The organism is Autumnicola musiva, assembly GCF_031846585.1.
GTDB classification, from domain to species: domain Bacteria; phylum Bacteroidota; class Bacteroidia; order Flavobacteriales; family Flavobacteriaceae; genus Autumnicola; species Autumnicola musiva.
In genome coordinates this window covers 39,972-61,385 of record NZ_JAVRHK010000019.1, presented here as the reverse complement: position 1 = coordinate 61,385, position 21,414 = coordinate 39,972, and the positions used below count along the sequence as shown (strand labels likewise).

Sequence of the window (21,414 nt, the reverse complement as noted above, 5' to 3'; positions counted from 1 at the left end):
GTGTAATGTAACCCTGATTGTGAACTTATAATACATTAAACAAATTACAAGCGTGTTAATACCGTAAGGTGAATATCACACTCACTGAATGTGTATAGCATATACAACGGCGTGAATGATCTTAATCTAAAAGTCTCGGATTGGGGGCCAGAAACATTTTGCCTTAACCAGTGGAAAGTACCCCCTGTGTTATGAACTTACTATTATTAGATATAATTACAATGGATAAAAAAACCTGACGGTGGATTACAAAAAATTTCATTCATTCTGGTAAATATTTTTATAATGGATGAAAGGAACGGTTAATAAAATTATATTAAATGGAATTATTCCTAAGGACTGGATTATTTCCTTTTTATAATTTTACTGCCATGAAAGTTATTATACATCCTCTTCTCATTACAGGAAATAAGCAGTTCTTGCTGCCACTGGCAGAGTGCGGTATTTCGGCTGGTTTCCCCTCCCCTGCTGATGATCACTTGGATAATGCCATAGACCTTAACCAGGAGCTAATCCGAAATAAAGACGCTACCTTCTTTGGAAGGGTAAAAGGTGATTCCATGCGTGATGCTGGAATTACTGATGGAGATTTACTTATTATTGACAAAAGCCTAAAACCCGCTTCAGGAAGAATTGCCGTTTGCTTTATAGATGGTGAGTTTACAGTAAAGCGTCTCAAAATAGAAAAGGATGCTATTTGGCTGGTTCCGGAAAATGAAACTTATAAGCCAATAAGAGTAACTGAGGACAATGAATTTCTGATTTGGGGCATTGTAACTAACGTTATTAAAGCTGTTTAGATGTTCGCTCTGGTTGACTGCAATAACTTCTACGCATCCTGCGAGCGTGTTTTTGATCCAACTTTAAATGGAAAACCGGTTGTGGTGCTTAGTAACAATGATGGTTGCGTTAAAGCCAGATCCAATGAAGCCAAGGCTTTAGACATTCCTATGGGCGCTCCTGCCTTCCAGTTTCAGGAAATATTTAATAAGCATAAAGTGAATATTTTTCCTCCAATTATGCCTTATACGGCGATATGAGTGCAAGGATAATGAACATTCTTTCCGGTTTCTCTCCCGAAGTGGAAATATATTCAATAGATGAAAGCTTTTTGAAATTTAAAGGTTTTGAACTTTATAACCTGGAGGAGCTGGGCAGGGAAATGATTAGAAAAGTAAAAAAGTACCCCGGAATACCTATAAGTGTAGGCATTGCCCCAACAAAATCTCTGGCGAAAGTAGCAAACAAAATTGCAAAAAAATTCAGCACTCGGACCCACGGTGTTTAAGTTCTCGACTCTGAAGAAAAGATTGAAAAAGCATTGAAATGGTCTAAAATCGGGGATGTTTGGGGAATTGGACGGCAACATGAAAAACGCCTGCAGGAAATTAAAGTATATAATGCGTACCAGTTTACCCGGCTGCCCAACCAGTATGTGCAAAAGGAAAAGACCCAGGTGGGGCTAAGGCTAAAAAGAGACCTTTCCGGGGAATGTATTCTGGACCTGGAGGAAATCGGCATTCGTAAAAATATAGCGGTTACCAGGGCCTTTGAAAAAATGTATTCAGATTATGCTGATTTAAAAGAGCGGGTGAGCACCTATTGTGCTAAGGCTGCTTTTAAATTAAGGAGGCAGGATTCCTGCTGTAAACTTATCTATGTATTTCTTCATACCAACCCGCACCGGCAGGATTTAAAGCAGTACCGTTCTAATATTGCCGTACATACCTACTTCCCCACCAACTCCACTATAGATATTACCAAACATGCACTCACAGGCCTGGAAAAAATCTACCGGGAAGGATACCAGTACAAAAAAGCGGGAATAATTCTTATGGCACTTACTCCTGCCTCTCAAAGACAGCTTTCTCTATTTAATCCTCAAAATCCTAAACATGGGGCTTTAATGAAAACCATTGATAAATTAAATCTGGCCAATCAGGACAAAGTGAAATTTGCAGGACAGGATTTGGCCCGGGTTTGGAAAGTTAAACAGGAACGACTTTCGAAAAGATATACCAGCAGATTAGATGAATTGATAGAAATTAATTGCGAGAAATTTTGAATAACAGTTAAATTTAAAAGGTTGTCAATTTTGAACCCTAGCATTTTCAGCAATCATCCCCTTTTGTAGCTTCTGTGGAAACTGCTGGCAATTTTTGAGCTATGGCAGTTTCCCCTTTACTTTCATTTATTCATATAGCGGCAAATAATATTTAAAAAATAAGAAGGCGATTACTGCTAACATGATAAGTATGGTAATTCCTAAAGCCCGGAGGGATTCAAACCTTTTTACGCCCTTCCCAGTATTAGCAGCATATTCAGCCGATTAGATGTTGTAGGTAACCTTTTAGCTATCCTTAAATTTGAACTTATTTGGTTCTGATTGGCTTCAATTTTAAAGTTAAGGAATTCTACAACACGAACAGGACCAAATACATAATATTTGACTCAACCTAAAAGAGCACGCACGGCATGTTGGCCAAATATAAGGTGAATGCAAGTGAAATAACAAAGGTTTCTTAATTTCCGGTGTGGATTGGATTGGATAAAAAAATGTTTCACAATATTTTCTTTAGGTTAAGTGGCCATATACCACCGCAGCTCCTAAACTTTGAGTAGAAATCTCATTGAGTTCATCTCTCGCTCTAATAAATTAAATTAAGATATTATCGGGTGTACCTAACTTTTAAATGCAAAATTACCGGCCATTCGGTCATTCATTTCCTGTGGTTTTCCTTTTAAAATTAGATCGGTAGCCTTAGGTCCGGGAAGTACTAAATTCATATTCCCTCTAGGTTCTCTAGTTTTACGGAGAACAGACTTATTTTTTATAACCTGAGGATGGTTTGTTAGCCATTTGCAATTTAAGTTTTCCTCCTACTGTAATGTCTGAATGATTAATTGAAGTTTTGTATAAAACCTCATCGTTTAACTTCATCTCCCGAACATAAAAATTAGGATCTGAATTATCGTTTGCGAAAATGGTAAAGGTTTCTCCCGAATAGTAATCAGGATGAAGTTTAATAGTAATGGAATTGAAAATAGGGCTTCCGATTTGGTAAACCGGATCTTCATCGGTACCTCCATTCATTTGAAATATTCCTATTTTCATTAAAACAGCTAAACTCCCCATTAGCCCCTGATCTTCATCACCATTATATCCGGTATTCTCGTTTAAGCCACAAAAAACTTTATTCACTACTTTTCGAGACCAAAATTGCGTAAGATCTGGTCTTCCTAATTGATTGAAAATATATGCTGTTTGTATCGAAGGCTGATTACCGTAATTAATAGGTATTCTTCTATATTCAGGATGTAACTCTGCTGCGTGTGAATTTCCAGAGGTAAATCCTAACTTTTCAGCTGTTTTAAACTGTACTGCCAATTTCTGAACAGCTTTTTTCTCGCCTCCCATCAATTTTGCCAATCCTTCTATATCTTGCGGAACAAACCAAGTTGCCTGAGCTCCATTTGCCTCTATAAAACCATGTTGATATTGATATGGATCGTAATTAGCAGACCAATTCCCAAAAACATCTTTAGGTTGCATCCATCCCGAAGCCGCATTAAAAACATTTTTATAATTTTGGGCCCGTTCTTTAAAATAAGCCTCATCTTCTTTGTACCCCAATTTAGCAGCAAGCTGCGCCAATGTCCAATCCTGATAAGCATATTCTAAAGTTAAACTTGCTCCATCTTGGTGCGAACCGAATTCACCATCAGGTAAAGGATAAGGAACATAACCCTTATCAATATAATAAGATAATCCTCCACCCATCTTTGTATCATGCTCATATCCGGCTTTCTCCATAATACCTCCCCGCATATGATTTTTCTTCATGGCAAAATATAGGGAATCAAGCTTTTCTGTTACGATTCCTTTTTGAATAGCACTCACAATAAAAGGAGTAGATGAAGCACCAGTCATGACATAGGTGTAATTACCTCCAGACGGACCTCTGGGAACTATGCCACCATCTTTATAATATTGCATTAAAGACGACGAAAATTCTTCCATAATTTCAGGATAAACTAATCCCCAAAGGGTATTAATAGTCCATTGTGCTCCCCAAAAGGAATCAGAATTATAATGTTTAAATTTTGGTCTTCCATCTTTATTTAAAGGTAAATTTCCAATTCTTAAAGAATCTCCCGAATAATCTGGATAAGTGCCATTATAATCGCTAATAACTCTTCTTCCCTGCAAGGCATGCCACAAATCGGTATAAAATCTTTTTTGTGCTTTTGAAGATCCACCCTTAATTTCTATCCTTCCCAAAAGACTATTCCATTCTTCTTTCGATTCCTTTACTACCTTTTTAAAATTCCAATGTGGTAATTCCGCTTCAAGATTTTGTATAGCATTTTCAACAGAAGTATAAGAAATGGCTACTTTCATGAGTAGTTTCTCTGTATCACCATTAAATTTTAAAAGATAATTTCCTGTATTCTTATCATTCCTTATCTCATCAAAAGATTTATCTAATTCAGCATAAAAATAAATCTTAACTGGTTTTGGCCTTCTATGAGTGGATAAAGCGACGACAGAACCTGAAATACTTTTATCATCAATTTTAGATAAGCTTCCCTCCGAATTTTCACAAGATCCCAGAATTGTGTTCAGGTTAAAAAGAATTCCTTTTTCCCTGCCCTTTGGGAAAGAATATTGATGAAAACCAATTCGTTGGGTACTGCTAAGAGTAGCTTCTATTTGGTATCTCTCAAGCGTGATTTGATGATATCCAGGCGAAACTTCTTCCTGCTTATGACTAAATTTTGAATAAAAGTCTGTATAAATCGCCTGTTCAGAATCCTTTGAAAAAGTAACCGGCATAACCGAAACACCAGACAGTTGCCATGCATGAATATGACTAAACCCTTTGATTGTATCTATATCATATCGATAGCCACTACCCCAGGCACCATCTATTTGCGTATCCGGACTTAAATTTACCATTCCAAAAGGCCTGCTTGCCGATGAAAAATAAAACCACCTTGAGTTCTTGGTATCTAAAAGAGGATAGACTTTATCTACGTATTCAAATTCCTTCACCTCTGATATAGCTGAATTAGATTCTGTTTTCTGAGTACAGGAAGTAATAAAAAACACAAGGAGTAACAGAGAAATCTTATGGAAATCCCCCATTCTATGATGCTTACACATAATATTAAGAATAATCTGATTAATTCTATACTTAAAATCACATCTCATCTCCAAAAAATATTGCATTCATTAAAAGCTTATTGGTTCCTAACCAAAATGCTCTGAAATTAGGATTGTCGGTAAATGCCATGACTTTTCCTCTTCCCAGTCCTTGTACCTTTAACGGGACTGAACCGGCAAGCAAATCAAGGTTTTCCTTGCTGATATACCCGCTTAGCAAAGGTTCATCAGCATACTGTAAAGGATTATTATAACTATCCTTATCAGCTTCCATAAAAATTTCGGTATTCCTAAAACTTGCAATATTATTGTCTGTATATCCAAAACTGATAGGATGAGAGCGATCCATATTCACTTTAAAAATTGCTCCACCAATGCGTTGAGCTCCTTTGTAATCCTGAATTTCTTCAAAATTTATATTTATGGCGGTATCCTCAATTTCTTTAAATTTCAGGTTTATAAACTCATTTTCTTTCAACCATTTTACTGAGCTTCTATAGGCAATCAAACTTCCTCCGGATTTCACCCATTCTTTAAGTTGCGTGGTTTGATTTTTATTAATTGCACCACCGTAAGATGCCGTTAAAATTATATCGGTATAACGGCTCAGATCAGTTTGCGACAGATTCTTAATATCCAGTTTTGTAATACGCATGTCAAACCGCTGATCGAATAAATGCCAGATTTCCCCAGCATCAAAAGGCCTGATACGTTCTCCAACAATGAGCGCCACGGATTGAGGCTTTATAGATCTGAAATTATTACTGCCTAAGCTTATTCCGCCGGTAAGTCCAGTCTTTAGAGCTTTAAAGGGAATTGCAGTTTTCTCACTAATTTCCTGAATTAAATTATATATTTCATCCACCGATAAACTTTGATTCTTAACAGAAATCATGATAGTTCCATAGGAAAAATTTTCCTCATTCACCGAGAAATTCTTCATTGCCACTTTTGCCCGCAGGCCTTTGGTGAGCATCCTATTAAGTGCACCAGGTGCATTGTAATTGCGCCAGTCCATCAAATAAGCATACTCGCTTTTTTCTATCTTCGCAGGTTTCGGTAGTATAAGGTTTTCAATCTTTTCCCCTATTTTCTCATTCGAGATGTCTTCTACAAAATTAAGGTTAAAAGCCAATGGCAAGCTCCATGCAGAAACATCATAAAATAAACTGTCTTTAAAACTGGTACGGGTTTCAAACATGGCCTTTAACAAGCGGTTCTGACTTTGATTTTTAGGCACAACATACGCATTGCCTTTGCTGAAATGTTTTCTATTTTTAGAAAAATCATTCGAAAGATTATGAATTTTGATTTGATGTTTCTTTAAAATTTCAGCGAGTTTAAAAGCACTTACCGGATCCTCCTTGCTCCCAAATATATAGGCTCCTTCGGAGGCCTCTTGACGGGCATTATTATAAAAATCACGTTGATAATTGAGGAGTTTCAGGCGCATTTCAGTTGCTGCTTTAAGCGTCCCAAGTGCTGCGGTAAATTGATTACGGATGGTAAAAGGAAAAGTAAGTACACCATTATCGGTTTCCTGGGCATGGCCCCTTGAACTTGCCTGTTCAAACAGAATGCCTATCCCACCGTTAATATCTGGAAAAGTAGCCCCTTTTCCGTAATAGAAATCATCAAAGTCCTCTTCAGTATAATACAATGACCCGATTTCATCAAAGGATTCAGCGATATAACTACCAATTTCTTTAGTGAGGATTTGATTATGTTGTGGGGTTAGAGGATGAGTTTGGGATGGAATTCCTGGCTGGAAGAAGAATGATGAATTGGAATCCATCTCATGATGATCGGTTAAGACATTAGGGTACCATTTATAAAATGTTTCTATTCTTGCCTGGGATTCCGGTAATTGCACAGGTAACCAATCCCTGTTCATATCAAACCAGTAATGATTGGTTCTTCCACCGGGCCATACCTCATCATATTCCCGATCCTGCGGATCGCTGTTAATATTTTTGCTTTTGTTGGTGTTTGCCCAATATGCAAATCTTTGTAAACCATCCGGGTTAAAAGAAGGATCTAAGAGAATAACATTATTATCCAATATCTTTTCAATCTTCGGACCTTCAGCTGCGGCAAGGTAATAGGCGAGAACCATAGCTGCATTGGCCCCACTGGGCTCATCTCCATGGATTGAAAAGCCCTGGTTTACGATCACCGGCATATTTTCAAGATTTAAAGGCCCTGAATTTTCTTCAATCAAACCCAAATGATCCTGCCTAATCTTTTCAAGATTATTTATATTTTCTTCGGAAGATATGTAGAGAAGCATTAAGGGGCGTCCCTCATAAGTAGTTCCCCTGTTTTCAATTTTAACACGCGGTGAACTCTCAGCGAGCTTCTGCATGTACATGATTAAACGATCATGGCTTACATGCCATTCCCCTGGTACAAATCCCAGCACCTCTTGCGGCTTCGGAATTTTAGGATTGTAATGTATCTCCTGTGGAAGATAATAATCGAGCTCCATCGTTTTTTGAGCGAATCCTGGAAAGGCAATCAGTAAAAGGAATAGATAAGTTCTTTTCATACTTTTTGAAATACTTTCATTTAATTTTTCAATTAGAAGTTGTTCATTACTGTCATGTTTGTAACCAGACTAGGAATTCGGATATTGATACTTTAAAAATATCTCATATTTTATTGCTGTGAATGAATTCACTATTTATCCGCAGAGCTACATTCTAACAGTGGCATGGATGGAGGGGAAGCATCTGGCCCGATTCCCCATTCTTTATTAGGCCTCGGCCCCATTTGCAAAGTAAGCCTTCCCCCTTTTATTACATCAGAATGACTAAACCAGGGCTTATTTAAAGGTTCCCCATTTAGGACAGCCGACTGGATATACTTGTTTTTTTCTGAATTATCTTTAGCGATGATCTTAAAATTACGATTACCGGATAATCTAATATTGATTTTATTAAATACGGGACTGCCTATATTGTAAATAGGTATTCCCGGTGACACAGGATAAAACCCCATTGAAGAAAATACAAAAAAGGCCGACAAAGCCCCCGCATCCTCATCCCCGGGAATACCCAACAGATCATTACGAAACCATTGCTTCATTAAAATACGAATGCGCTTCTGAGTTTCCCAGGGTTTTTCTAAATAGTTATACAGGTAAGGAATATGAAAAGAAGGTTCATTGCCCATAGAAAAATGCCCTACAATTCCGGTTTGGTTATGGTAGCGGTACAACTGAACATTTCTTTTTCCAGGAAATGGCTTAGAGAATAATTCATCCAGATTTGAAGCAAATGCCGCTTTACCTCCCATCATATCAATCCCATCTTCAATATTATACTGCAGTGCAAATCGATAGATCCATCCATTACTTTCGTCATAAAAGTCCCTCCCGGCCAAACCTCCGGAATAGACATAGTCTATTGGTAATATGAAACGTCCTGACTTATCCCTTGGGTGAAAAAAGCCTGTTCCATAATTAAATAGCTTACGATAATTGAAGGAACGTTCACAAAAATAATTGAAATCTTCACGCATATCCAGCTCTTCGGCCATCTGTGCCAGTGCCCAGTCGTCGTGAGCAGTTCCTAATGTTACGGCAAGGGCCATACGATTTGTAAATGGCTTTACCTGAGGCAGAATCTTTTCTTTCTGACCCTCCCACAAAGCCGGTACATAGCCATGTTCCTGATAAAACCGATTCAACTCTCCTGCAGGTTCATCTGAAACAGGGGCCAGGGTTCTTTCCATAACAGCACTTTTACCCGCTCTGAACGCCTTTTCCAAATCGAAATCTGTAATTCCTTTATTATATGCATCCAAAAAAGAGATGATATAATGATTGGAAATCATCCCTACTTTATGCTCGGTAAGTCCTATATATCTGGGCATTCTGAAATATTCCAACTGGCTGGAAACCTCAAGCATTGAATTAAGAATTTTCTCTTCCCTTTCCGGTTCAAGGAGTGTGGCTAAAGGACGAACTCCCAGGTAGGCATTCCACCCCGAATCGTGAAGTCCTGAGTAGAATGGATTTATATTATCTTCACGTATTTTTCCGTCAAAAGGACTGAAATAATTGCCATCTTCCGAGATGGAAACAGGGAAACGAAAATTTCTATATAAGGCCGTATAAAATACTGTCTTATCATCTTCAGAACCTCCTTCAATTTTAATTTTATTTAAAGTATTATTCCATATTTTTTTACCTTCCGATTGTAAATCAGCAATGTCATTCGACAAAACTTCTCTTTCCATGTTCTTTTTTGCCTGTTCAACGCTAATAAAAGAAATTCCATAACGAAGATTTATTTTCTTGGTTTCCTTGGAATATTTCAAGACAATACTGGCATTTTTACCTTCAGTCTGACTTTTATCTGTTAATTTATTGTTTTCCAGCACATAGCTTGATGTTGGAACATGATCCGGTAAGAGGTAAAGGTATGCATGTACTCCTTTCTCAAGTACCTGATGTCCGGAAAGAGCCTTTCCGTCCCATTTCATTTCTCCTCTCGCTGAATTAAGAATTAAATAACCATCTTCTTCTTCCTCAAATTTAACCTGGTATATGGCAGATTGATGGGACACCCCAAAATTAACTTCAGTTTCTTTTTTATCAAGAATTACAGAATAAGAATAAGGAGTAACTTTCTCATTGTCATAACCATACAAAATAACGGGTCTCATTTCATTTACATCTCCCTGAAAGGGGCTAAGATGAAAAGCAGAATAATATCCCTCCGATCTTACTAACGGCAAACCCCTTAAGGTTACATCTGTATAATCATACCTGTCTGGAGTTAGGCATAAATAACTATTTGGTAAATGCACTGCAGGATGAGTCGGTTTCAATAAGTGGCTGATATTTCCTATATAAGGATTCACATAATCCACAAAATCTTTTGTATTACTTTCCTGTGCTCTTAGGCTAGCTACATCTATAAAGCCCATTATTAGAAATGCAGCAATATGAATTCGTAAATATTTCATTTTTCTATATTTAGAATGATCTGATTCTATATATTCCTTTTACTTACACTTGATCGGCATGGATGGCGGCGCAGATGAAGCAGATACTCCCCACTCCTTATTTGGCCTGGGGCCCATTTCCAAAATGAGCTTCCCACCATTTATAATATCTGAATGATTTAGCCAGGGTTTGTTCAATGGTTGCCCGCTGAGGATCGCAGATTGAATATATTTGTTCTCTTCAGAATTATTCTTAGCTATAATTTCAAAATTTAGATTATTCGGCAGTTCAATATTTACCTGCTCAAATACCGGACTCCCAATATTATACACCGGCATCCCCGGTGTAACGGGGTAAAGTCCCACAAAAGAAAATACGGCAAAAGCAGACATTGATCCCGCAGCCTCATCTCCTGGCATTCCCATTAGGTCATTACGAAACCATTGCCTTAGTAAAATCCGAATACGTTCCTGGGTCTTCCATGGCTTTCCGGCATAATTATATAGGTAGGGTATATGAAACGAGGGTTCATTGCCCATAGCAAAGCCTCCTACAATTCCGGTCTGAGTTGGATATTGAAGATAATGGCGGTATTTGGGTAATCCCAGGGACTTTGAAAATAAAGAATCTAATTTTTCAGCAAAGGCACTCCTACCTCCCATCATATTAATATGATCCTGCAGGTTATACTGTAGCCCGAAACGATAATTCCAGGCATTACCTTCAGTAAAAAAGAGTTTACCATCCTGTCCTCCCGATAATTCATAGTCGAAAGATGATAAAAATTTTCCTTCGGTGTCTTTGGGATGAAAAAATTTAGTCCTGGAATTAAATAAATTGCGATAATTAAATGAGCGGTTACAGAAATATTGAAAATCCTCCTGAAGATCCAATTCTTTTGCCATTTGGGCTAAAGCCCAGTCATCATAAGCTGTTCCCAAGGTAACCGAAACAGCCATACGTCTTATTTCAGGTTTAACCTGAGGAGTTAACTCTTTATCAGTCTCCCATATCGCCGGAACATAGCCGTGCTCCTGGTAAAATTTATTCAATCTTCCAGCTGGTTCATCGGAACCAGGAGCCAGTGTTCTTTTCGTTACCACATTTTTACCGACCCTGAAAGCTTTTTCAAGATCGAAACCCCTTATTCCTTTATTATAAGCATCCAGAAACGATATAAGTATATCGTTTGAATGCATCCCTGGCTGGTTCCCGGTGACATTCATGGTTTTTGGCATTCTAAATTGGTCCAGTTGTTCAGCCGCGCGTAAATAAGAAGTTAGTAAGGCCTCTTCCTTTTCGGCATCTAATAATGCATTTAGCGGATGCAGCGCACGGTAAGTACCCCATGCAGAATCATCGGTATAAAAAGGAATACCTTTATCCTCATGTACTTTTCCATCAAAAGCACTAAAATAATGTCCATCCTCCGACATGGAAACGGGACGGTAATAAGAACGATATAGAGCGGTATAAAACACCGTTTTATCATTTTCGGAACCATCTGCTTTTATTTTATTTAAAGCATCATTCCATATTTTTCGTCCTTTTGATTGCAATTCATCGATATTGGTCGAAAGAACTTCTCTTTCCATGTTCTTTCTTGCCTGTTCCACACTAATGAAAGAAATCCCATAACGAAGATTTATTTCAGGGGTATCTTTGGAGTATTTCAAAACCATACTGGCATTTTTACCTTCAGCCTGACTTCTATCGATTAATTCTTCATTCTCCAATACATAAGTGTTTATCGGCGCCTTATCCGGTAACAGGTAAACATATACCCGAACACCGTTCTCGAGGAGCTGGTATCCGGAAAGTTCCTTTCCGTCCCATCTCATTTCCCCTCTCTCAGCATTAAGAATAAGGAATGCATCCTTCTCTTCTTTAAAACTAACCTGATAAATAGCAGATTGATGAGATACCCCAAGATTGACTTCAGTTTCGTGCTTATCAAGAATTACAGAATAAGAATACGGAGTAACTTCTTCATTGTCATAACTATATGAAATCACGGGTGTAATTTCAGTCTCATCTCCCTGAATGGGACTAAGGTTAAATGCAGCAAAATCTTTACCTGCACGAAGCAGCGATAATCCTTGAAGTGTGACATCGGTATAATCAACCCGTGACGGGCTAATCCGCATAAAACTATTTGGTAAATGAACAGTAGGATAAGTTGGGGTTAGCATACGATCTATGTTACCGATGTAAGGGTTTACATAATCAACAAGGTCTTTTTCCGTAAGCACTTGCAGAGAAGCTTGTGACTTTACCTTCGATATAAATCCATCTATTAAAATTACGAAGACGATTAGGCAATACTTAAAATACCTCATATATATTTTATATTAAGCAAATAACTGAAAATTAATGTTTTAAAACCTAAAAAAGCTAACCTCTCTAGGATTATGTACCAGATTCCGATCAGCAGTTATATTTTTATGTCCTGAGATGATACTCCATAATGGACCATTTCATCTCTACTTCAAATTATTCGTTATGTCCCAGAACTCCCTAGCGAAAACTTGGTGGGGGATTTTCATTGCCCCAATCTTTAATAGCTTGTTCTGAAGTTTCAAATTCCAAAGTTCCACCATTCTTCAGTTCATCCCATTGAATCCAGGTAGAATTATATTTTTTTCCATTTAACTCCAGTGATTCGATGTAAGAATGCGATTTTGATCCGGAGGTGATCACAAGTTCTCCATCAGGCAAATCAATCTTAATCCTTTCAAATAAAGGGGTACTAATACTAAAACCTCCTATGCCGGGAATCATGGGATATAAGCCCATGTTCGCAAAAACATACCAGGCACCCATAGCTCCTAAATCATCATTCCCTGGTAAGCCATTGTCTTTAAGTGAATACTGCTCCTGCACAATCCGCCTCACTAGAGCCTGCGTTTTATGGGGAGCTTCTGTCCAGTTAAAGGTCCAGGGCGCCTGAAAAGAAGGCTCATTTCCTGCTGCAAACCAGGTCTGGTCATAATCTGCATCTAATTGCGTAAAATAGTTGTCCAGCCGTTCTACGGCAACCTCATTGCCCCCTAACGTATCGATCAAACCTGAGAGATTATATGGTACCATCCAGAAGTAATCTTTATAGGTGCCTTCACGGAATCCTAGTTCCTGATCCTTCCAAGAACCATCCGCATGTCTTGATTGGAGCCAAAAAGTTTCAGGATTATATAGTTTTTTCCAGTTTTGAGCTCTCTTCTTATATTTATTACGGACAACCTCATCATCCAAAGCCTGTTTTGCAAACTGTGCAATTGCAAAATCAGAGGAAGTGTATTCCAGGGTTATAGAAGCATTTCCGGTGTATCCATTTTCAAGATAGGATGACAGTTGAGGACGGGTTAGCTTTTTCTGGGATTTAGTACCTGGTTCTTCAGCACCTCTAAGCATAATCTTCAGGGCTTTCTTTGTATCAAAATCCGTAGCGCCAAATGCATACGCATTTGCTATAAGAATAGATGTGGGATCTCCCTGCATAATTCCTGTCTCCCGATTGGCAAGCACCCACCGAGGAAATCCCCCTCCTGATTGCTCAGCAAATTCTAAATGAGAAGTAACAATGTCTGATGCTTTTTCCGGGAATAAGATGCTTAAAAGTTGGATCTGTGTTCTATAGGTATCCCAATTGCTAAAAGCCGTGTAGAAATCAAAATTATTTGCATAGTGTACTTCACCGTCAGCTCCTATATATTCCCCATTTATATCGCTGAATAAACTTGGATGAATTAAAGCATGGTAAAGATGTGTATAAAATTGCCCAGCATGCTCAGAGGTGGTATCATTTATTTCGATCTTCTTTAGATATTCATTCCATTTTTGGAGTGTATTCTCTTTTACTTCTTCAAAGTCTGATTTTTCCGATTCTAAATTTTCCCTAGCGTTTTCTATAGAAACATATGAAACGCCTATTTCATACTGCAATTCTTTGTTGTCTGAAACATCAAACGTAAAGAACACTCCTGAATTAGCACCACCTGCCTTGCGATTTTGCTTATTAAAATATTTATTCTCCCAAGTTCCGTACTCTTGAGCATCTTTCTTAAATTTTCCAACAAAATAAATTTTGTAGTTACTATCTGCACCGCAAAAAGAGCCACCATCAGCATAACCTTCGAAACTGTTAGGAGTGATAATTTTTACTGAGGCGTCTTTCATTTTTGTTGCATTAATACCTGTTCCAATAATTACAGTCCCTTTCTGCAAGGTATCCGGATAAATTATCTTTGCAATTCCTGTTCTTTTGGTAACAGTCAACTCTGCGGTAACATCGTCAAATAAAGTAGCTTTATAAAAGCCTGCCGTACTTTCTTGGATATCATAGCCCGGATCAAAATGCATCATATCATCGGGTGACTCAGAAATTTCTCCCTTTAGTGGTAAGAGAGGTAAATTCCCCATGTGTTCACACCCCGCACCGCTAAGCTGGTTAATCACAAAACCTTTGTTGGGATTGAAAAAAGTTGGAGTAAACTGAACCATTCCGAATGGATAGGTCGCACCGGGAAAAGTAAAACCAGCTTCGTGATATCTTTTGTCTGTATTGCCCGGCTTACCTTTATTCCCGATTTGCGTATTAACCAGAATTGCATGATTCACCTGAGGATTCGAAGGGGCTTCAGAACATCCAACAGAGCAAACAAGGGAAATTATAGAAAAATAAGTGATAAAAGACAGCTTAAAAGTGTAGTTATTTTTTTTCAAGGACATAATTTTATTTTTTTCTAGTTACCGGCTTTTTCCATTTTTATTTCTATCCTTTGTAATCCCTCAATATCTGACGGAATAAAAGCATTCGTTTTTTTTCCATTAATTATAAAAGAAGCAATGCGATCTCCGGAACCCTCGATTGTTAAGTTCAGAAGCGCATCACGATATCGAAGGTTTTCCAAATGAATGCTTCCCATCCCTTCTGGCAACATGGGTTCAAATTCAATTCCATCTGCATCAAACCGCATCCCCATAACACCCATAAGGATCATTCGCAGGTAAGCTGTTGCACTCCAGGTTTGTCTATTCTGGGAATGGGTAAGATTCCATTTACTGCTGGCGTTTTCCTGAATCCCTCCATATTTTGCTCCGGATTTAGGATGATAAATCTCTACGAACTGTTTATCCCTCCATACATTATTCGTTAACGCGTTAAATTCATACAAAAATATCTCTTTCCGGTTATTCAAAGCGGCGGCATGCGCCCAGAAACCTTGTACATGAGGCCAAACCGTACCGCTATGCCGTCCATAGCTGGTTCTTTCATCATTTATATATCTGGGATAAGAAGGCCATACAACTGGGATTCCAGCAGGTTCAACAAGCGTATTCTCAAACAAAGCTTCCGTTTGATTAGAATCTGCTACTCCAAACATTATAGCAAAAGAGATTCCCATTCCTTCTTGAGCCTCACTGCCTCCGAAAGGGCCAAGAAAGTAGTTGTATGTTTGTTTTTCCGGGTTCCAAAAATTCTTATTAATAGCTTCTTTCAAGCGTTTTGCTTTTTCATCCCATTCAGGGTTACCTTTCTTATCCAATTCCTTGGCCATCTCAGGTAAAATCTGGTAAACTCTATAGTAAAGTATGTTCGTAGAAAGTGACTGCATGGGTATTCCATAACCAACCTTAGACCGTAAATCAGGATTTTCTTCGGGCCAATCACTTATTGCACTATATGTTTTGTTATTTACAGATCGGGTATATACCTTTGGATAAGCAGCTACACCATCCCCATAAACCGCTGGCCCCCTAAATAAATTGTTACTGGCATCAAACTCTTCTTTTTCCATTTTTTGCAAAGTGCGTTGAGTGGTTTCATAAGCCAGTTGAAGCATTTCTTTATCTCCGGTATATAAATAATAATTCCAAGCCCCAACTGCCCAAATTACTTTATCCCAATACTGTCCTCCTATTATGACATTACCTTCAGTATCTCTGGTTAAAGTCGAGAGCAGCGTGTTTTTGGCAACCTCGGGAAAAAGAAGTCCCCCACCATTCCAAGTGTTAATGGCGGCATCCCGTGTCCAAGGTTTGTTATAATTTATGCCTGCCATAAAACCTAACTTTTCTTCTTTGAGAAGACCAGCCTTGTATAAACGTATGTTGGAATAAACATCCCCCAACGCCATATGAAAAACAAATTCTTTTTGTATCTCCTCTTCGTTCCCTATGGACAGGGCAGGAAAAGTTTTGTCATAAATGGAAGTTTCCATTGTTTTTTGTGCAAAAATATTCGGTGATGTTGGAAGAAAGATTAACAGAAAAAAAAGAAAATTTAATTTCGCTGTTGTCAACATAGTTTTCATTTTCATTAAATTACTTATCATTTAAAATTTACGGGGACTATTACCACATTTCCGTCGGAGGCAACCTTGTAAATCAGTTCTCCTTCGGAATTCTTAAAATCTTGTGGAATAAAAACCTTTATTTTAAAATCAGAAATATTATTTCCTTTTAAACGAAAGGTTTGGCCGATTAAGATTGGTTTTTTATGGTCCTGAGAAACGATTTGTACTTCTAATTTTATGTCTTTTACTTCCCTACTGAAATTTTGAATGGTAGGATTGAGCAAATTCTCCTCTCCCGCCATTAACTCTACTCTTTCTGTTGGGAAACTTTCAGGAGGATTAACTACAATAGAATTTCTATGGGAGTTTACAAACAATCTATAAAACATATCAGGAGATACGGCCTTATAATCATCACCCAACTCTTCCAGCAACTTAACCATATCAGTTATCGTAAGCTTGTGTGCAGGAATATGCAGAGGAACAAAAAGAGGCCGCTGTGTTCGGTATTGAGATAGTTTTTTTAATTCATGTACCCAATGATCCAAAACTTTCTTACCTCTAGGATTGGAAGTAGGCATCCAGACCATATCATGCTGAGAATGTTTCTCTCTATAAAATATTCGTTGGTTCTTCGCAGAGCGCCTTTCATAACCTTCAATAATTCCATTAATTTTATCACCCAAGATTTCCTCATATAGTTCAACCCGTTCATCATCGGTAGGTCCTTTAGGCCCCATAACAACTCCGGATGACAATCCTGTCTTTCTCAAATATACATCGGTTTCCTGCAAAATATCTCGAAGTTTATCCATTGGCACGGCACGAGGATAAAAATCAGCTATCCCGGAAACACTTGCCACAAAAAAATCATTTTCAGTAGCTGTTGCTTGAAAATAGTCAAGAATCCCAGGCCCTTCTTTTGCTAAAAGGGGTGAAATTTCCCAGCCAAAGGGTATTTGCCCTCTTTTGGATAATTGCCATTGACCTCCCAATCCTCTACGTGTTATAAAATTTAGAGAATTACCATCAGAAAGAATAAATGTTAAATATATTTTTTCTTCGAGCACTTCCTCTTTTCCCAAACCAGCGACCACCCTATTTCTGAACCTTTCTACTGCCCCGGGAACCTCAACCCGGCTGTGGAAGGAAAAGTTGGCTGCATAAGTTGAAGCACCAAGAGCTAATTGCCCATTTTTCGATAGATGGCGAATGTGAGCTGTCTCCCCCGCACCTTGGTGCCAGCCGAATACATAGCCCAACGGCTCCATTTCTTTGAGAATCTGATCTTTCAGGTCGTAATCTTCATTTTTGCTTGCCAGATTGAAGAAAAAGCCTCTTTCAGCTACGGTGAAATCCCGAGCACGGTTAGACGTGAAAAATGAATTTGTAGGTAAAGAAGCATTAGGTTCTGGCTTGGGGGTACTGAGATTAGCTACGCGTGCATGGTTAGCTTGTGGCCACTGATGTTCAAAAGCCCACTGATTTATCTCCAGCTTACTCTTCCCTGTAAATTCCCCCCGTAAATCCCTTTTTGCAGGAAGTCCCAATAATTTAATTTCCTCTTTCTGTAAAAGTTCTTCTGTAATGGGTAACAAATTTTCAATACTGGCGTAATTAGCTGCAATGTTAGCAGTAGCCGTTTCTTCTATATCAACAACTACAAAACCCTTGATATTATACCGATAGGCTTTATATCTTTCATCAAAAAGTTTATATGGATCCTGAATTTCTTCAAATTGTAAATGATCGTATTTTTTATACCAATTGTAAAAAACACGTGATTCCTCAACTGGATATTTGGAATACCAACTTTCTCCACTTTTTCTGGGATAGTATAAAAAAACATTAGCTCTTTCTCTATTGCAAATGCCCTGGAAGCAAGTGAACAACAACGTTTCCCAATATGAAGCTCCTTTCATGTTTGGCACTAAAATTTTTTCCGTTCCCGGGTACATTTCCTTATTTACAGACCAGGAAGGGAGCAACATCCCCATCAGACCCGCTCCTGAAAGGACTCCTATTTTTTTTAAAAAGTCCCTTCTCTTTTCTTCTTCTATTCCCATACTACTCTTCTTTTTCATTTATTTTCTACATGTTGAAGGATTCTTCTACCCAAAAAAGACACACTTTCTAAAAAGCTCCTTTTGCATTACATCGTTCTGCATTATTTTTCTCTCCTGGCATATCACCCCTAATTTGAAAGTTATCTTCAATTCTTTTTCCTGTATCTCTCGTGTACCAATCTTTAGTTAGCTCCTTTGGTACGTTGTCACAAGTTTCCCTCATCCATCCTTTCAAGATGCTTTTTAACCTATCCCGGACATCAGAATGTTTTTTCCCGCTAATCAAGTTTAAAGTTTGAAGTGAATCGGTTTTAATCTGATACAGTTCGTCCTTAGGTCTCGGCGCAAGAAAAATATCCGATTGTACTTCTGTAATAGTACCTTGCTCTTTTGCTTTTAAAAGAGATCTAAACGATGGGCTATTAATTGCGTCTGCAGGTCCCTGATTAGGAAGTTCGGGTCTGAAATTTTGAATATATAGATACTCTTTTGTTCGAACCATACGTTCGAATGCTTCATGATCATGCCAGTTGTGTTCTCCAAAAACATAATTTCTAAAAGCCTTACCTGGGTGTTCTATCAAACCTTTAAAACTCCGGCCTTGAAAAGTTTCAGGTATATCAGACTTGCATATATCCAGGATTGTCGGTGCTATGTCAACAGCACTGATCAAACTATTACTAATAGCTGCTTTCTTAATATTTTTTGGCCAGTGGACAATGAAGGGAGTTCTTAATCCAGAGTCATACATTCGTGTTTTGTCACGGGGAAAAGGCCTTCCATTGTCAGACATTATCACTATGAGCGTATTGTCAAAAACTTCTTGTCGCTTCAATTCTCTAACAACTTTACCTATATGATAATCCCATCGCTTTATTTCATCATAATATTGAGCAAGGTCGATTCTGGTGCTGTCATTATCAATTAAGGTGGGCGGCACTTTTATTTGGCTAGGTTCATGTGTATAAGAAAATGTATTTTCTTCCCAAGGCCTGTGGGCATCATAAGAAGCAAACCAAAAAAAGAAAGGCTTATTTTTATCCCTATTTCGCAAAGATGGAATCCACATTTTTTCCCCTCCTGCTCCATTTTGTTCCCGATCCTCAAATATTTGATCAAATCCTTCTTTTAATAAATTTCCCATATGCCATTTGCCTGCCTGCCCGGTATAGTATCCTTGCTCTTTCAACTGGGATGCAATAGAGGAAAAATGCACATCCGGCTCTGTATGCAGCTCTGCTGCTCCAGTATTATGTGGATATCTTCCCGTTATAATACTTATCCTACTGGGGCTACAGGAGCTGGTGGTTAAAAAAGCATTGTTAAATTTCAAACCGTTAGAAGCCAAATAATCGATATTTGGCGTATCAACGAATGAATTCCCATAACACCCTATATCATTCACCCCTACATCATCAGCTATTAAAATAATTATGTTGGGGCTCAACTCTGCAGATTGACTAAGTACTTTTCCAGTACTAAAAAGACTAATAGTTACAAGTAGTAGTAATTTAGCTATGCCTAATTTCATTTTTTCAATTTTTAGTTCCAAGGCTTTTCATCTATTAAATAGCCTTTCACTTAGTTTTTCTAAAGGTATTCCCTTGGTTTCAGGCATCATAAATATTACAAACATCAATTGCAGTACCATCATAAAAGCGAAAATGGCGAACACAGTGCCTGCACCTATTGTTGAAAAGAGATAGGGTATCAAAGAAGGTATTATTGCAGCAAGCAGCCAGTGAGTGGAAGAACCAAAAGCCTGCCCGGACGCCCTTATATGATTTGGAAATATTTCAGATATAAATACCCAGATCACGGCGCCCTGACCTATAGCGTGAGATGCAATAAATATGAATAAAAATATTGGGACAAAATAGCCACCCCAATTCAGGAAAAATGCGGCTGCCACCAGAGATAAGGAAATTATATATCCGATAGAACCTATATACATCAGTTTTTTCCTGCCTATCCTGTCTATTAAGAAAACACCAAAAAGTGTAAAAACAAGATTAACAGCGCCAATTCCTATACTGCTTAACAATGCGGTATTTTCACCAAGACCGGCTTCTTCAAAGATCCTGGGAGCATAATAAAGAAAAGCATTGATTCCCGAGAGCTGATTAAAAAAGGCAATAAGAAATGCCAGTAAAAGGGGAAAACGATACTTTTTCATGAATATATTTTCACCACTCCTCTGAGTTTGAGATTGGTCTTTGATCTCCCTAATTTTTTCCCGTACATTAAGATCTGGATTTATTTTTTTCAAAGTTGCTTCGGCTTTTGAAATTTTTCCTCTCGAAATAAGCCAGCGCGGACTTTCAGGAATTGTAAAAACAAATAAGGTATAGATGAGAGCCGGAATAGCTTCTACGCCCAACATCCATCTCCAAGGCTCATTACCGGTATCTCTCAGTAGGTAATTTGATAAAAAAGCAATAAGGATTCCCAGCACAATATTAAACTGATATAGTGAAACCAGTCGCCCCCTGTCTTTTGCCGGAGCAATTTCAGAAACATAAGCAGGCGCTGCTATAGTAGAGACTCCCACTCCTATGCCACCAATGAATCTAAGAATTGCAAAGGTCAAGGGATCATTAGCCAAAGCCGAACCTAATGCTGAACCGAAATACAGGAGACCTATTAAAATGAGACTGTTTTTTCTTCCTAATTTATTAGTAGGAATACTTCCCGTAACCGCTCCTAAAACCGTACCCCATAAGGCCATTGCCATTACTACTGAGCCGTGGAATGCATTGGAGGTCCCCCATAATTCCTGTAACTGCTGATCGGCTCCGGAAATAACTACCGTATCAAAACCAAATAAAAAGCCTGCCAGAGCAGCAGCTATGGACCAAAAGAATATTTTATTATTTGATGTATTGTTACTTCTCATAATTCCCATTGGTTCGTTTTAGAAATATTATACCT

General features: G+C 38.2%; 11 protein-coding genes and 1 pseudogene. 3 read left to right on the top strand and 9 right to left on the bottom strand.

Annotation, left to right across the window (positions count from 1 at the left end; all coding sequences use genetic code 11):
• Positions 1 to 371 precede the first annotated feature (371 nt).
• The 3 genes and pseudogenes from RM539_RS17340 (at position 372) to RM539_RS17325 (ending at position 2,065) form a co-directional block, all read left to right on the top strand.
• Positions 372 to 800, top strand: a complete 429-nt coding sequence (locus tag RM539_RS17340) for a LexA family protein (protein WP_432264640.1) — start codon at positions 372 to 374, stop codon at positions 798 to 800.
• A pseudogene (locus RM539_RS20150) lies at positions 801 to 1,288 on the top strand (Y-family DNA polymerase). It abuts the gene before it with no gap.
• A gap of 33 nt (positions 1,289 to 1,321) precedes the next feature.
• Positions 1,322 to 2,065 (top strand): DinB/UmuC family translesion DNA polymerase, encoded by a 744-nt coding sequence (locus RM539_RS17325; RefSeq protein ID WP_311504682.1) that lies wholly within the window; start codon positions 1,322 to 1,324, stop codon positions 2,063 to 2,065.
• Between the two features lie 759 nt (positions 2,066 to 2,824).
• On the opposite strand, the gene RM539_RS17320 is transcribed toward RM539_RS17325, so the two are convergent.
• The 9 genes from RM539_RS17320 to RM539_RS17280 all read right to left on the bottom strand — a co-directional run bounded on the left by RM539_RS17320 (position 2,825) and on the right by RM539_RS17280 (position 21,388).
• The gene (locus RM539_RS17320; RefSeq protein WP_311504681.1) at positions 2,825 to 5,167 is read right to left on the bottom strand and encodes a GH92 family glycosyl hydrolase; all 2,343 of its coding nucleotides are present in this window, start codon (positions 5,165 to 5,167) and stop codon (positions 2,825 to 2,827) included.
• Positions 5,168 to 5,204: 37 nt separating this feature from the next.
• On the bottom strand, positions 5,205 to 7,715 hold the full coding sequence (locus tag RM539_RS17315; RefSeq protein ID WP_311504680.1) for a M14 family metallopeptidase: 2,511 nt from the start codon (positions 7,713 to 7,715) through the stop codon (positions 5,205 to 5,207).
• Positions 7,716 to 7,846: 131 nt separating this feature from the next.
• The gene (locus RM539_RS17310) at positions 7,847 to 10,141 is read right to left on the bottom strand and encodes a GH92 family glycosyl hydrolase (RefSeq protein WP_311504679.1); all 2,295 of its coding nucleotides are present in this window, start codon (positions 10,139 to 10,141) and stop codon (positions 7,847 to 7,849) included.
• 39 nt (positions 10,142 to 10,180) lie between these two features.
• Positions 10,181 to 12,460 (bottom strand): GH92 family glycosyl hydrolase, encoded by a 2,280-nt coding sequence (locus RM539_RS17305; RefSeq protein ID WP_311504678.1) that lies wholly within the window; start codon positions 12,458 to 12,460, stop codon positions 10,181 to 10,183.
• Positions 12,461 to 12,638: 178 nt separating this feature from the next.
• Positions 12,639 to 14,849, bottom strand: a complete 2,211-nt coding sequence (locus tag RM539_RS17300; RefSeq protein ID WP_311504677.1) for a GH92 family glycosyl hydrolase — start codon at positions 14,847 to 14,849, stop codon at positions 12,639 to 12,641.
• Positions 14,850 to 14,863: 14 nt separating this feature from the next.
• A complete protein-coding gene (locus RM539_RS17295) occupies positions 14,864 to 16,342 on the bottom strand; it encodes an MGH1-like glycoside hydrolase domain-containing protein (protein WP_311504676.1) in 1,479 nt (492 codons plus the stop codon).
• 110 nt (positions 16,343 to 16,452) lie between these two features.
• Positions 16,453 to 18,501 (bottom strand): GxGYxYP domain-containing protein, encoded by a 2,049-nt coding sequence (locus RM539_RS17290; protein WP_311504675.1) that lies wholly within the window; start codon positions 18,499 to 18,501, stop codon positions 16,453 to 16,455.
• 49 nt (positions 18,502 to 18,550) lie between these two features.
• Positions 18,551 to 20,014, bottom strand: a complete 1,464-nt coding sequence (locus tag RM539_RS17285) for a sulfatase family protein (protein WP_311504674.1) — start codon at positions 20,012 to 20,014, stop codon at positions 18,551 to 18,553.
• Between the two features lie 27 nt (positions 20,015 to 20,041).
• Complete coding sequence (locus RM539_RS17280) at positions 20,042 to 21,388, bottom strand: sugar porter family MFS transporter (protein ID WP_311504673.1); 1,347 nt, start codon at positions 21,386 to 21,388, stop codon at positions 20,042 to 20,044.
• Positions 21,389 to 21,414 lie beyond the last annotated feature (26 nt).